Origin of the sequence: Mesorhizobium sp. M0862 (assembly GCF_040319795.1) — a bacterium.
Taxonomy (GTDB): Bacteria; Pseudomonadota; Alphaproteobacteria; order Rhizobiales; family Rhizobiaceae; genus Mesorhizobium.
The window spans coordinates 274,588-288,404 of record NZ_JAMYOJ010000004.1; the positions used below are offsets into that span (position 1 = coordinate 274,588).

Genomic DNA, 13,817 nt, shown 5'->3' on the forward strand with positions numbered 1-13,817 from the left:
CATCTTCCAGTGGAGTGACAGCCATGGCTGAGCGCCTGTCCGGCAAACGCATCTTCCTCACCGGCGCCGCGCAAGGCATTGGGCTTGCCATCGCTGAAGCTTGCCTCGCCGGAGGGGCAAAACTGTTCCTGGTCGATCGCGACGGCGCGCTGCTGGACAAAGCGGTCGCCGGCCTAGCAGCGCCGCAGGGCCATGTCGGGCATGTCTCAGCCGACATCAGCGACGGTGCCGCGATTGCCGCAGCCGTCGGTCAAGCGACCGACGCGATCGGGCCGATCAACGCGCTGATCAACAATGCCGGCATGAATGTGTTCTCGACGCCGCTCGAGGCGACCGAGGAGGAGTGGAACCGCAATTTCGACGTCAACGTCAAGGGCGCCTGGAACTGCGCCAAGGCGGTGCTGCCGGCAATGATCGCAAATGGCGGTGGCGCCATCCTTAACATCGCCTCGACGCACAGCTTCACCATCATCCCTCATACCTTCCCCTATCCCGTGGCCAAGCACGCGCTGCTTGGGCTGACCAAATCGCTGGCGCTGGAATATGCCGGGCAGGGCGTGCGCGTGAACGCCCTGGCGCCCGGCTATGTCGAGACGCAGAAGGCGACCGACTATTGGAACAGCTTTGCCGACCCGGCGGCCGCGCGCGCCAGGACGCTGGCGTTGCATCCAGGCGGCCGCATCGCCTCGGCGCGCGAGATCGCGCTGGCCGCTGTGTTCATGATTTCTGAGGAATGCCCGTTCATGAACGCCGCGACCCTCGTTGTCGATGGCGGGCTCAGCCAGCTACAGCATCCCGCCTGAACGCTGGAGAGGCTCTATTTCTACGGCGTCGACCGCCGGCTTAATGGCGCGAGCCGTCGCGATCAGAAACGCTCGCGGTAGGCGCGCGGATTGGTGCCCAGCACGCGCAAAAAACCGCGCCGCATGGTTTCTTCCGAGCCGAAACCGCAGCGGCGGGCCGTCTGGTTGACGGGCTGGCCCCGCTCCAGCATCCGTCGCGCCGCCTCGATCCGGATCTCCTCGATCGCGCGGGCGGGTGTCCGGCCCGTGGCCTCGCGATAGCGCCGCGAGAAGCTGCGCGGGCTCATATTGGCGCGGTCGGCCAATTGCGTCAGCGACAGGTCGCCGGCGAGATTCTCAAGGATCCAGCCATGCAGTCGGTCGAAGCGTCCGTCGCCTTGCTGCAGCTTGAGGGTCTGGCTGAATTGCGCCTGGCCACCGGGACGTTTCAGGAAAACCACCAACTCGCGCGCCACGCCGAGCGCCGTGTGCCGGCCAAGGTCGGCCTCGACGAGGGAGAGGGCGAGATCGATCCCCGCCGTTACGCCGGCGGATGTCCAGACATTGCCGTCGCGGATGAAGATCGGATCGGGTTCGAGCCGGACCGCGGGAAAGCGCCGGGCGAACTCCGCGCAGCGTCCCCAATGGGTCACCGCGCGGCGGCCGTCGAGCAGGCCAGCCGTCGCCAGCAGCATGGCGCCGCTGCAGACGGAAGCGGTTCGGGTGGCATCGCGCGAGCGACCGGCGATCCACTGGACCAGCACGGGATCGTCGCAGGCCGCGTTGACGCCCCATCCTCCGGGGACAAGCAGCGTGTCGATCTTACCTCCGTGGGTTGGCAGCACTGCTGCCTCCAGCACGAGACCGGCCGATGTCCGGATGCGCGGTGAGGCGGCGACGACCACGACCTCGTAAGGAGCCGGTTCGCCGACCTGCCTTTTGAAATCATTGGCGCTGGCAAAGACCTGCAGCGGTCCGCTGACGTCGAGGAGCTGGATGTCGGGATAGGCAAGCACTTCGATACGGCGCATTGGTTTGGCCCGAAGCGAGGGATGAATGGCAATCGTGCCAAACCATGATGCCGTAGATTGCCGGAAGTCAACCCACGGAGATTTCCATGCCCCTTCGTTTCGGCATCCTCGTATTCCCCGACGTCCAACAACTCGACCTCACCGGCCCATACGAAGTCCTGGCATCGGCCAAGGATGCCGAGGTGGAACTGATCTGGAAGGATCGCAACCCGGTGACGTCATCGACGCGCCTCTCGCTGACGCCAACCGCGACCTTTGACGATTGCCGGCCCCTCGACGTGCTGTGCATTCCTGGCGGGGGCGGGGTCAACGCGCTGCTGGAGGACCAGACAGTCCTCGATTTCGTGTGGGAGCGCGCGGGGCAGGTGCGCTACATCACCTCCGTTTGCAGCGGTGCCCTGGTGCTTGGGGCGGCCGGACTGCTGAGGGGCAAGCGCGCGACCACGCACTGGTATGCGCATGATTTCCTTGAGGAGTTCGGAGCGATCCCGGTCGACGAGCGTATCGTCGAAGACGGCAAGCTCATCACCGCCGGCGGCGTCACTTCGGGGATCGACTTCGGCCTGGCGCTGGTTGCGAGGCTGCTTGGACAGGAGGAGGCCGAGATCGTGCAGCTCTCGCTCGAATACGCCCCGGCTCCTCCCTTTCGGTCCGGCACGCCCGCCGAGGCGTCGCCTGCGGTGCTGGCGCAGGCAAAAAAGCGCCTCTCTGGTTCGAGGCGGGTTCGCGAGGCAATCTTCGCTCGCTGGCGCGAGGCTCGCGCCGCCGCTGCGCCAGCGCGCATCCACGGCTGAAGCAGCAAGGCCGAAGGTGCATCCCCTGGCCCTTCGGCCTTGCTGCGTTTCCACTGTTGACAGGTCCCTTCGTCTGTGCAGAAATTGGTTGGACCATTGAACCACTTCGGTAATAGCCCCGGTGACCGAATTCAGCCTTCCGCCGATCCAGACGACGGCCCGCGACGACGCGGTGCTGAAGGCGTTGGCCGGCTTCGTCATGCGCGAGAAGCTGGAACCCGGTGAGAGGCTGCCGACCGAACGCATCCTCGCTGAGCGTCTGAAGGTCAGCCGCAACACGGTGCGCGAGGCGCTGACGCGCTGGGAAGAGCTTGGCCTGGTCGAGCGCCGGCAGGGCTCGGGCACCTATCTCAAGGCCGCCGTCTCGCTCGACATGCTGCACATGCCGCTGACGCTTGCCGGCGGCAATGATTTCACCGGCCTGATGCGCACGCTGGAAATCCGCCGCGCGCTGGAAGCGGAAGCCGCCGCCCTTTGCGCCATTCGTGCCGACAAGGACGACCTCGCCGAGATCGAGCGCAAGCTCGACATCATGGAGGAAGAGTTTCTCAGCCGCGCCGGCATGTCGTCGGAAGAGGACTGGGAATTCCATCAGGCGATCTACCGCGCCTGCGGCAATCCGCTGTTCGAGCAGATTATCGCCGCCATGCACGAACTGTTCCACCGCTTCTGGGAACATCCGCTCGGCGTGCGCGATTTCGGCCACGCAAGCTTTCCCTACCACCGCACCATGTTCGACTGCATCGCCGCGCACGATCCGGAAGGCGCCCGGGCCGAAGCGCTGAAGCTGATCGCCACGGTCGAGGACGATTTGAAGCGCGGCGCCGCCAACCTCAAACTTTCGGTCCGCACATGAACGAGCTCAGCTTCGACCCCGGCATTTCCGGCAGCGACTATCTCGCCGAGGCGGCGACGCTTCTGGCGCATGACGACCCGTTCCCCGGCAATGCGGTGGTGCCGCCGATCTACCAGACCTCGCTGTTCACCTTCGCCAGCTATGCCGACATGGCCGACACCTTTGCCGGGCGCAGGAAACAGCCGATCTATTCGCGCGGCGACAATCCGACGGTGATGGAATTCGAGTCGCGCGTCGCAGCGCTTGAAGGTGCTGAAGCCGCGCGTGGTTTTTCGAGCGGCATGGCTGCGATCAGCGCGACGTTGCTGGCTTTCGTCGGCGCAGGCGAACGCATCCTTGCGGTGCGCAATTGCTATGGCGACGCCTACCGACTGTTCGAGCGGCTGTTTCCGCGCCTGCATATCAAGGTCGACTATGTCGACGGCTCCGATCCGGATGCGGTGGCCGCGGCACTTCCCGGTGCGAAACTGCTCTACCTGGAAAGCCCGACCTCGATGATGTTCGAGCTGCAGGATCTCGAACATCTGACGCGGCTGGCGAAAGAGCAGGGCATCGTCACCACAATCGACAATTCCTGGGCGACGCCGGTGTTCCAGAAGCCGATTCTGCACGGCGTCGATCTGGTGCTGCACTCGGCCTCGAAATATCTCGGCGGCCACAGCGATACCGTCGCCGGTGTGGTGGCGGGCTCGGCCGCCCATATCAAGCACATCAACGACCAGACCTACTCGCAGCTTGGCGCAAAGCTGTCGCCCTTCGAGGGCTGGCTGCTGTTGCGCGGCCTGCGCACGCTGCCGCTGAGACTGCCGCATCACATGAAGAGCGGGCTCATCATCGCCGAGCGCTTGAAGGCGCATGACAAGGTCGAGCGGGTCAATCATCCCGCCTATTCCAACCATCCCGGCAAGAAGACGCTTGCCGGCTATGCCGGGCTGTTCTCCTTCGAGGTGACGGAGGATGTCGACATTCCCGCTTTCGTCGATGCGCTGAAATTTTTCCGCATCGGCGTCAGCTGGGGCGGTCATGAAAGCCTCGTCGTGCCGGCAAAGGCCTCGCTCGAGCAGACACCGGGTCTCAATTCGATGGCGCGCTTCGGCGTCAGCCCCCGAACCATCCGCTTCAATGTCGGATTGGAAAGCGTCGAAGACCTCTGGGCCGACATCGGCCAGGCCTTCGACAAAGCAAAAAAATGACTGGGTTCAAAATGGGAGTTCTGAACATGAAACGACTGAGCATCATGCTTGCCACCGCTGCCGGCCTGGCGATGTCCGCCAGCGGCGCATTGGCCGACACCACCCTCAAGCTGGTCGAGGTCATCACCAGCCCGCAGCGCACCGAATTCCTGAAGAAGCAGATCGCCGAGTTCGAGGCCGCCAATGCCGGCGTCAAGGTCGAGGTGGTCTCGCTGCCCTGGGGGCAGGCCTTCGAGAAATTCCTCACCATGGTGCAGGCCGGCGATACGCCCGACATCGTCGAGATGCCGGAGCGCTGGATGGGCCTGTACGCCACCAACGGCCAGCTCGAGGATCTCGGCCCTTACATGGCCAAATGGGACGACGCCAAGACGCTGGGCGACCGCGCCAAGCAATTCGGCTCGACCGTCAACAACACCCAGTTCATGATCCCGTACGGCTACTATGTGAATGCGCTGTTCTGGAACAAGAAGCTGTTCAAGGAGGCCGGTCTCGACGGCCCGCCGGCGACGCTCGACGACTTCATCGCCGATTCCAAGAAGATCTCCGCCATTCCGGGCAAGTACGGCTACTGCCTGCGCGGTGGCCCGGGCGCCTTCAACGGCATGCACATGTTCATGAACATCGCCGCTGGCAAGGGCGGCTACTTCAACGAGGACGGCACCTCGACCATCAACGAGGAGGGCTCGGTCAAGGGCCTGCAGATGCTGGCCGACATGTACAAGGACGGGCTGGCGCCCAAGGATGCGGTGAGCTGGGGCTTTAACGAGACCGTCACCGGCTTCTATTCCGGCACCTGCGCCATGCTCAACCAGGATCCGGATGCGCTGATCGGCATTGCCGACAAGATGAGTGCCGACGATTTTGCCGTGGCGCCGCTGCCTGTGGGGCCAAGCGGCAAATCCTATCCGACGCTGGGCTATGCCGGCTGGGCGATGTTCGCCAATTCGCAGCACAAGGACGATGCCTGGAAGCTGATGGCGACGCTGTTGTCGCCCAAGGACAATCTCGAATGGGCCAAGGAAGTCGGCGTCGTGCCGATCCACAATGGCGCCGACCAGGATGCCCACTTCAAGACCGAGCAGTTCAAAGGCTGGTTCACCGAACTCAGCGACACTTCCAAATATGAAATGGTGACGCCGCCGACACATCTGGAGAACCTCGGCAATTTCGTCGACCAGGTGGCGATCAAGAATTTCCAGGAAGTGCTGCTCGGCCAGAAGTCGGCCAAGGACGTCGCCGATCAATGGGCCGCGTTCCTGACCAAGGAGCAGCAGGACTGGCTGGCCAAGAACAAGAAGTAGTTCTTCTTCCTTCTCCCGTTTACGGGGAGAAGGTGGCCCGAATGCATGTCGCCCAAAAGTGCGTAGCGGTTTTGGGACAACGACATGCACAGACAGGCCCGGATGAGGGGCAGCGCGAGCACCCCAAGGCTGGCGCCGCCCCTCATCTGCCTGCCGGCATCTTCTCCCCGTGAACGGGGAGAAGGGTGCTGTTGCCGCTGTCGGCACCCACCCATGACTGTTGAGCGCTAATGACCTATGCCGTGTCCGAAATACGATCCGCAGGCCGGCCGCGAAAGAAGCGGCTGACGCATGCGGCCATCGAGCCCTGGCTTTATCTCAGCCCGGCGATCGTTCTGCTGGTCGTGGTGCTGCTGGTGCCGCTGATCATCGGCATCAGCTATTCGTTCCGGAAGTTCTCCGCCTTCAAATCCGAATATGTCGGTCTAGGCCAGTACCAGGCGATGCTGACCGACCAGGTGCTGGGGCAGGCGCTGGTCAACACGCTCTGGTGGACCGTCGCCAGCCTGTTCTTCCAGTTCTTCCTCGGCCTGGGTCTGGCGTTGCTGCTCGACAAACCGTTTGTCGGGCGCAAGTTCGTGCAGGCGGTGGTGTTCCTGCCCTGGGCGGTGCCATCCTTCCTGTCGGGCCTGACCTGGGCATGGCTGTTCAACCCGATCATCGGCCCGCTGCCGCACTGGCTGTTTGCGCTCGGGCTGAAGGCCGAGCCGACCAATGTGCTGTCCGATCCGGCCACCGCCATGTGGGGGCCGATCATCGCCAACATCTGGTTCGGCATTCCGTTCTTCGCCATCACGCTGCTGGCGTCGCTGAAGTCGATCCCGTCGGAACTGCATGAGGCGGCCGCAATCGACGGCGCTTCGCCTTGGCAGCGCTTCACCAAGGTGACGCTGCCGTTCCTGGCGCCGACCATCGTCATCACCGTCATGCTGCGTACGATCTGGATCGCCACCTTCGCCGATCTGATCTTTGTCATGACCGAGGGCGGGCCGGCAGGCTCGACCAGCACGGTGCCGGTCTACATCTATGTCAGTGCCTTCAAGTCGCTGGACAAGGGCTATGCCTCCGCGGTGGCGGTGCTGCTCTTGGTCTTGCTCATCGCCTATGCGATCGCGCTGATCGCCATCCGCCGCTTGCTGGTGAGGCACGTCTGATGATCGCCGGACGCTCCACCTCCTCGCGCATCTTCAGCGGCATCGGCCTCTACACGGCGATTGCCGCCTATATGATCTTTGCGCTGTTTCCGATCTTCTGGACGCTGAAGATCTCGGTGACGCCGGAGCGGCTGCTCTATTCCGAGGGCATCACGCTGTGGCCGTCGCAGACCACCTTCCGCAACTTCATCACTGTACTTGAAGCCTCGGATTTCCCCCGCTATTTCCTCAACAGCGTCATCGTATCGGTGTCGACGGCGGCGCTCGTCACGGTCATCGCCACGCTCGCCGGTTACGCCATGTCGCGCTTCACCTTTCGCGGCAAGGCGACACTGGCGATCATGCTTTTGCTGACGCAAACCTTCCCGCTGGTGATGGTCATTCCGCCGATCTACCGTGTCATGGGCGAGCTTGGCCTGACCAACAGCCTGGTTGGGCTGATCATCATCTACACCGCCTTCAACACCGCCTTCGCCACCTTCCTGATGCAGTCCTTCTTCGACGGCATTCCGAAGGATCTGGAGGAGGCGGCGATGATCGACGGCTGCACTCGCGCCCAGGCGATGCGCAAGGTGATCGTGCCGCTGACCTTGCCCGGCATGGGCGCGACGCTCGGCTTTGTCTTCACCGCCGCCTGGAGCGAATTGCTGTTTGCGCTGATGCTGATCTCCAGCGATGACCAGAAGACATTTGCCGTCGGCCTGCTCACCTATATCGGCAAGTTCGCCGTCGACTGGGGGCAGATGATGGCGGCATCGATCCTGGCGCTTATCCCGGTCTGCATCTTCTTTGCCTTCCTGCAACGCTATCTCGTCACCGGCCTCACCGCCGGCGCGGTCAAAGGATAATCGATGGCTTCCGTAACGCTGCAAAACGTCGAGAAGGACTACGGTTCGCTGCGCATCCTGCATGGCGTCGATCTCGAAATCGCCGATGGCGAGTTCGTCGTGCTCGTCGGTCCCTCCGGCTGCGGCAAGTCGACCCTTTTGCGCATGATTGCCGGGCTGGAAGAGGTGTCGGGCGGCGAGATCCATATCGGCGATCGGCTGGTCAACGATGTCGCGCCGAAGGACCGCGATATTGCCATGGTGTTCCAGTCCTACGCGCTCTATCCGCACATGGATGTGTCGTCGAATATGGGCTTCAGCCTGCTGTTGAAGAAGGCGGAGAAGACGAGGATCGACGGCAGGGTAGGGGCGGCGGCCAAGCGCCTCGGCCTCGACAGTTTCCTCGGACGTCTGCCCAGGCAACTGTCCGGCGGCCAGCGCCAGCGCGTCGCCATGGGCCGCGCCATCGTGCGCGATCCCAAAGTGTTTCTGTTCGACGAGCCGCTCAGCAATCTCGACGCCAAATTGCGCGTGCATATGCGCGCCGAGATCAAGGCGCTGCACCAGCAGCTCAAGACCACATCGGTCTATGTCACCCACGACCAGATCGAAGCCATGACCATGGCCGACCGCATCGTCGTCATGCATGACGGTTACGTCCAGCAGGTCGGCCATCCGCTCGAACTCTACGATCGGCCGATCAACACCTTCGTCGCCGGCTTCATCGGCTCGCCCGGCATGAACTTTTTTCCGGCGACAATCGCCAAGGGCGGCAAGGTGGACGCGGTGCTGGCCGACGGCCAGAAGCTGCGGTTGCCTGATGGCTTGCCGTTGAAGGATGGCGATGTGCTCACCGTCGGGCTACGGCCGGAGCACATCCAGCTTGCCGACGATGGTCCGCTCAAGGCAGAGGTCGAGGTGGTCGAGCCGCTCGGCCTGTCGACGCAGTTCTATGTCCGGCTCGCCAACCAGCTGGTTTGTGTCTTCGTCATGGGACGCAGCACTATCCGGCCTGGCGATAAGGTGCGGCTGTCTGCCGATCCGGCGGCGCTGCATCTGTTCGATCCCGCAAGCGGCAACCGCATCGGGTAATCCTATCGAAGGCTGCCCAGGCTGGCATACATGCCGGTGGTGCGGAACTGCGTCGGGTTGATGCCGTAGAGCCGGCGGAAGACTTTCGAGAAATAGTTGGCGTCCTCGAAGCCGCACAGGATGGCGACCTCCTTGACTGGCAGGAAATCGGCTTTGGTTAGCAGCTTCGCCGCCCGCTGCAGCCGCTGCTGCAGCACGAACTCGGCCGGCGGAACGCCTTCGCTCTCGGCGAAGCAGCGCGAGAAATGGGCGCGGCTGAGGCCGCTGATCTGGACGAGCTCGGCCACGGGCAAGGGCTTGTCGAGATTGGCGTTGATATGATCGATGACCGGCTGCATGACGCTCTGTTTCTCAGTGAAGGCGTGCGAGCCGAAGACATCGTCGTAAAGCGCCATCGCCGCCTCATAGGCGATTGCCGAAGCAGCGCCAGGCGAAGCGCCACCCTTGATCAGGCGCAGGCTGCAATCGGCGAGATGATCGATCGTCTCCGGCTGCAGCCGAAACACCGGGCCGGAGACGCTGAGTATGGATTTGTGGACGCGCAGCGCCTCCTCGCCATTCATCGAGATCCAGAAATATTCCCAGCGGTCGCCCTTCTCCAGCCAGTAGCGATGGTTGTGTGGCACCAGCACCAGCAGCGTGTCGTTGGCCTGCAGGCGGTAGTTGCGGTTCTCGTAGCGCAGCTGGCCGGTGCCGCTGATCGTGTGCTGCAGCACGGTGAACGGTGTCTGGCCGCGCTTGCGCCCATCCCAGTCATAGGTCACGCCCTCGCGTACTTCATAGCCGGTGCTGGTTGGCATGGCATGCAGGCGCTGGCGGCCGCGCGGCAGCGAGATGGTGCGCATCAACTGTCCGTTGGCGATCAGATCATGCAGCACAAAATTACCCTCGAAAGCATAATCGTTCTCTGGCCGCGCCCTGGAATAACGGCATAATCCAAATCCTGAGAACGCGAAAGACCCGCGGTCGAGGAGCGGGCGGGGAGGAGAACGAGCCGGAATTCCGGCTCGAATGGCATGCGCGCCGAGGCGAGCCGCCATTCCCTTTCCTGTTGCTCCTTACCCGGCATTTCGAATGCATCGAGGTGAGGTGATGAGTTTCAAAATCGCTATTATCGGCGCCGGCAGCGTCGGCTTCACCAAGAAGCTGTTCACCGATATTTTGTGCGTCCCGGAATTCAGCGACATCGAATTCGCGCTGACCGATCTCAGCGAACACAATCTGCAAATGATCAAGGCGATCCTCGACCGCATCGTCGAGGCCAACAAGCTGCCGACCAGGGTGACGGCGACGACCGACCGCCGCAAGGCGCTGGAAGGCGCGCGCTACGTCATCAGCTGCGTCCGGGTGGGCGGGCTCGAAGCCTATGCCGACGATATCCGCATTCCCTTGAAATACGGCATCGACCAGTGCGTCGGTGACACGATTTGCGCCGGGGGCATCCTCTACGGCCAGCGCAACATCCCGGTCATCCTCGACTTCTGCAAGGATATATTGGAGGTCGCCGAGCCAGGCGCCAAATTCCTCAACTATGCCAACCCGATGGCGATGAACACCTGGGCGGCGATCGAATATGGCAAGGTCGATACGGTCGGCCTCTGCCACGGTGTCCAGCACGGCGCCGAACAGATCGCCGAAGTGCTCGGCGCCAAGTCGCACAGCGAACTCGATTATGTCTGCTCCGGTATCAACCACCAGACCTGGTTCATCGATTTGCGGCTCAACGGCCGCAAGATCGGCAAGGACGAACTGGTGGCTGCCTTCGAGGCGCATCCGGTCTATTCGCAGCAGGAAAAGCTGCGCATCGACGTGCTGAAGCGCTTCGGCGTCTACTCCACCGAAAGCAACGGTCATCTCTCCGAATATCTGCCCTGGTATCGCAAGCGGCCGGACGAAATCACCCGCTGGATCGACATGTCCGATTGGATCCATGGCGAGACCGGCGGCTATCTTCGCTACTCCACGGAAACCCGCAACTGGTTCGAGACGGAATATCCGCAATTCCTCGAAGCGGCGTCGAAGCCGCTCGACGTATCGAAGCGCTCGAACGAGCATGCCAGCCATATTCTCGAAGCGCTGGAGACGAACCGCGTCTATCGCGGCCACTTCAACGTCAAGAACACCGGCATCATCACCAATCTGCCGCAGGACGCGATCATCGAATCGCCCGGTTTCGTCGATCGCTTCGGCATCAACATGGCGTCAGGCATCACGCTGCCGGAAGCCTGCGCGGCCACCTGCATGGCTTCGATCAACGTTCAGCGCATGTCGGTGCATGCGGCTGTTACGGGCGACATTGACCTGCTCAAGCTCGCGGTGCTGCACGATCCGCTGGTGGGTGCGGTGTCGACGCCGGAAGAGGTCTGGCAGATGGTCGACGAGATGGTCGTCGCCCAGGCGCGTTGGCTGCCGCAATACGCCGATGCCGTGCCGGCCGCCAAGGAGCGGCTTTCGAAATCGATGGTGAAAACCCGCGACTGGGCGGGTGCGGCGCGGCGCAAAGTGCGCTCGATCGAGGAACTGCGCGCCGAAAAAACGGCCCTGAAACAGGCCGGCTGAGAATGCTGGCAGGCGGACAGCGGGAGGCCGGTTCGCCAATCAGCCGTCATGAATAGATGCGGCAGCAGCAGACGTCGAAACATCTGGGAGGAACACAATGAGGAACTTTCGTGGAATTGGCATTCTCGCCGGTCGAAGAATTGGCATTCTCGCCGGGCTGGCGCTGAGCGTCTCGGCATCGGCGCTTGGCAGTGCATACGCGTCCGAGCCGACCACGCCGCCGGCGCCGGCGGCGTTTCCCGCCGAGGGCAAGATCAAATACGTCGCCCGCGATTCCATCCTGGAGTTCAAGGCGCTGCCCGAATATCACGAGCCCGAGTGGGTCACCGAGAAATACGTCAAGACTGGCAAGCTGCCGCCGGTCAAGGATCGCCTGCCGAAGGAGCCGCTGGTGTTCAAGACCGGCAACATGCCGGACGGCATCGGCGTTTATGGCGACACCATGCGCCACGTCATTGGCGGCCGGCCGGAAGGCTGGAATTATGGCGCCGGCCAGACCCAAGGATGGGGCGGCATCGACATCGGCCTTTCGGAATGCCTGACGCGCACCGCGCCTTTGTTCCAGGTCGAGGCCAAGGACACCGAGCCGCTGCCCAACCTCGCCAGGAGCTGGGACTGGTCGAAGGATGGCCACACGCTGACCATGCACCTGGTCGAAGGCGCCAAATGGTCTGACGGCGTTGCCTTCAATGCCGACGATGTCATGTTCTACTGGGACGATGAGGTCGTCGACCCCAATGTCTCGCCGTTGAACGGCGCCACAGCGGAAACCTTCGGTGTCGGCACGACGCTGAAGAAGGTCGACGACTACACCGTCGAGTGGACCTTCAAGGACGCCTTCCCCAAACAGTATCTCTACGCCATGGCCTATGGCACCTTCTGCCCCGGCCCGGCGCATGTCCTCAAGCCGCAGCATCCGAAGTACTCGAAGAATACCTACGAGCAGTTCAAGAACGCGTTCCCGCCGGAATATATGAACATTCCGGTGATGGGCGCCTGGGTGCCGGTGGAATATAGGCCCGACGACATCATCGTCTTGCGTCGCAATCCCTACTACTGGAAGGTCGACGAGAAGGGCAACCAGCTGCCCTATCTCAACGAACTGCACTACAAGCTGTCGACCTGGGCCGACCGCGACGTGCAGGCGGTGGCAGGGGCCGCCGACTTCTCCAACCTCGAGCAGCCGGAGAATTTCGTCGCTTCGCTGAAGCGAGCGGCGGACAAGGACGCGCCGGCCCGGCTCGCCTTTGGCCCGCGCCTGATCGGCTACAATCTGCGCATGAACTTTTCCGCCAATGGCTGGGGCAATCCCGACGAACGCGGCCAGGCGATCCGCGAGCTCAACCGCAATGAGGACTTCCGCAAGGGCATCACCATGGCGCTCGACCGCAAGGCGCTCGGCGACTCGCTGGTCAAGGGGCCGTTCACCGCCATCTACCCCGGTGGCTTTTCCTCGGGCACCAGCTTCTATGACCGCAACTCGACCGTCTACTATCCCTTCGACATCGAGGGCGCCAAGGCGGAACTGGCCAAGGCTGGTCTCAAGGATACGGATGGCGACGGCTTCGTGAACTTCCCGGCCGGGACCGCCGGCGGCAAGAATGTCGAGATCGTGATGCTGGTCAACAATGACTACGGCACCGACAAGAGCCTCGCCGAAGGCGTCGTCGGCCAGATGGAAAAGCTTGGCATCAGGGTCGTGCTCAACGGCCTCAACGGCACCCAGCGTGATGCCTCGCAATATTCCGGCCGCTTCGACTGGCTGATCAGGCGCAACGAGCAGGAGCTGACTTCCGTCGTGCAGAATACCGTGCAACTCGCGCCCGTCGGACCCAAGACCAGCTGGGATCACCGCGCGCCCGAAAGCGGCGTGGTCGACCTGATGCCGTTCGAAAAGGAGCTTGTCGACATCGTCAACAAGTTCGTCTCCTCGTCAGACAATGACGAGCGCGCCAGCCTGATGAAGACGTTCCAGAAGATCTCGACGGAGCATGTCTACAATATTGGACTGACCGAATATCCCGGCGCCCTGATCATCAACAAGCGCTTCTCCAACATCCCGCAGGGAACGCCGATCTTCATGTTCAACTGGGCCGAGGATTCGATCGTGCGCGAACGCGTCTTCGTCGCCGCCGACAAGCAGCAGAAATACGAACTCTTTCCCGACCAGCTTCCCGGCAAGCCCGGCGACAAGGGTCCGACGAACTGAGTTTCCTCCCCTGGCT

General features: G+C 62.7%; 12 protein-coding genes. 10 read left to right on the plus strand and 2 right to left on the minus strand.

Annotated features, from left to right (window positions below; translation table 11 throughout):
• Nucleotides 1-23: 23 nt before the first annotated feature.
• Nucleotides 24-803, plus strand: a complete 780-nt coding sequence (locus tag NKI15_RS08405) for an SDR family oxidoreductase (RefSeq protein ID WP_352885992.1) — start codon at nt 24-26, stop codon at nt 801-803.
• Nucleotides 804-865: 62 nt separating this feature from the next.
• On the opposite strand, the gene NKI15_RS08410 is transcribed toward NKI15_RS08405, so the two are convergent.
• The gene (locus NKI15_RS08410; RefSeq protein WP_352515231.1) at nt 866-1,813 is read right to left on the minus strand and encodes a GlxA family transcriptional regulator; all 948 of its coding nucleotides are present in this window, start codon (nt 1,811-1,813) and stop codon (nt 866-868) included.
• A gap of 86 nt (nt 1,814-1,899) precedes the next feature.
• On the opposite strand from NKI15_RS08410, the gene NKI15_RS08415 reads away from it, so the two are divergent.
• From NKI15_RS08415 to NKI15_RS08445, 7 genes are all read left to right on the plus strand, one after another.
• Nucleotides 1,900-2,607, plus strand: a complete 708-nt coding sequence (locus NKI15_RS08415) for a DJ-1/PfpI family protein (protein ID WP_023691357.1) — start codon at nt 1,900-1,902, stop codon at nt 2,605-2,607.
• A 121-nt stretch (nt 2,608-2,728) separates the two neighbouring features.
• Nucleotides 2,729-3,463: a FadR/GntR family transcriptional regulator gene (locus tag NKI15_RS08420; RefSeq protein WP_352515229.1), complete on the plus strand. Its 735-nt coding sequence runs from the start codon at nt 2,729-2,731 to the stop codon at nt 3,461-3,463.
• A complete protein-coding gene (locus NKI15_RS08425) occupies nt 3,460-4,656 on the plus strand; it encodes a PLP-dependent transferase (protein WP_023741783.1) in 1,197 nt (398 codons plus the stop codon). The genes NKI15_RS08420 and NKI15_RS08425 overlap by 4 nt, the downstream gene beginning before the upstream one ends.
• A gap of 26 nt (nt 4,657-4,682) precedes the next feature.
• The gene (locus tag NKI15_RS08430; RefSeq protein ID WP_023685297.1) at nt 4,683-5,960 is read left to right on the plus strand and encodes an ABC transporter substrate-binding protein; all 1,278 of its coding nucleotides are present in this window, start codon (nt 4,683-4,685) and stop codon (nt 5,958-5,960) included.
• A gap of 230 nt (nt 5,961-6,190) precedes the next feature.
• On the plus strand, nt 6,191-7,114 hold the full coding sequence (locus tag NKI15_RS08435; RefSeq protein ID WP_023736033.1) for a carbohydrate ABC transporter permease: 924 nt from the start codon (nt 6,191-6,193) through the stop codon (nt 7,112-7,114).
• Nucleotides 7,114-7,962, plus strand: a complete 849-nt coding sequence (locus NKI15_RS08440) for a carbohydrate ABC transporter permease (protein ID WP_023741782.1) — start codon at nt 7,114-7,116, stop codon at nt 7,960-7,962. The genes NKI15_RS08435 and NKI15_RS08440 overlap by 1 nt, the downstream gene beginning before the upstream one ends.
• A 3-nt stretch (nt 7,963-7,965) precedes the next feature.
• Complete coding sequence (locus NKI15_RS08445; protein ID WP_023741781.1) at nt 7,966-9,033, plus strand: ABC transporter ATP-binding protein; 1,068 nt, start codon at nt 7,966-7,968, stop codon at nt 9,031-9,033.
• Nucleotides 9,034-9,035: 2 nt separating this feature from the next.
• Here NKI15_RS08445 and NKI15_RS08450 read toward each other — a convergent pair whose 3' ends face one another.
• The gene (locus NKI15_RS08450) at nt 9,036-9,878 is read right to left on the minus strand and encodes an AraC family ligand binding domain-containing protein (RefSeq protein ID WP_081725414.1); all 843 of its coding nucleotides are present in this window, start codon (nt 9,876-9,878) and stop codon (nt 9,036-9,038) included.
• A 247-nt stretch (nt 9,879-10,125) separates the two neighbouring features.
• Between NKI15_RS08450 and NKI15_RS08455 the strand changes: the two genes are divergently transcribed.
• A complete protein-coding gene (locus NKI15_RS08455) occupies nt 10,126-11,592 on the plus strand; it encodes an alpha-glucosidase/alpha-galactosidase (RefSeq protein WP_023687911.1) in 1,467 nt (488 codons plus the stop codon).
• A 97-nt stretch (nt 11,593-11,689) separates the two neighbouring features.
• Entirely contained in the window at nt 11,690-13,801 is a 2,112-nt protein-coding gene (locus NKI15_RS08460; protein WP_352885997.1) for an ABC transporter substrate-binding protein, read from the plus strand.
• The last annotated feature ends 16 nt before the right edge of the window (nt 13,802-13,817 follow it).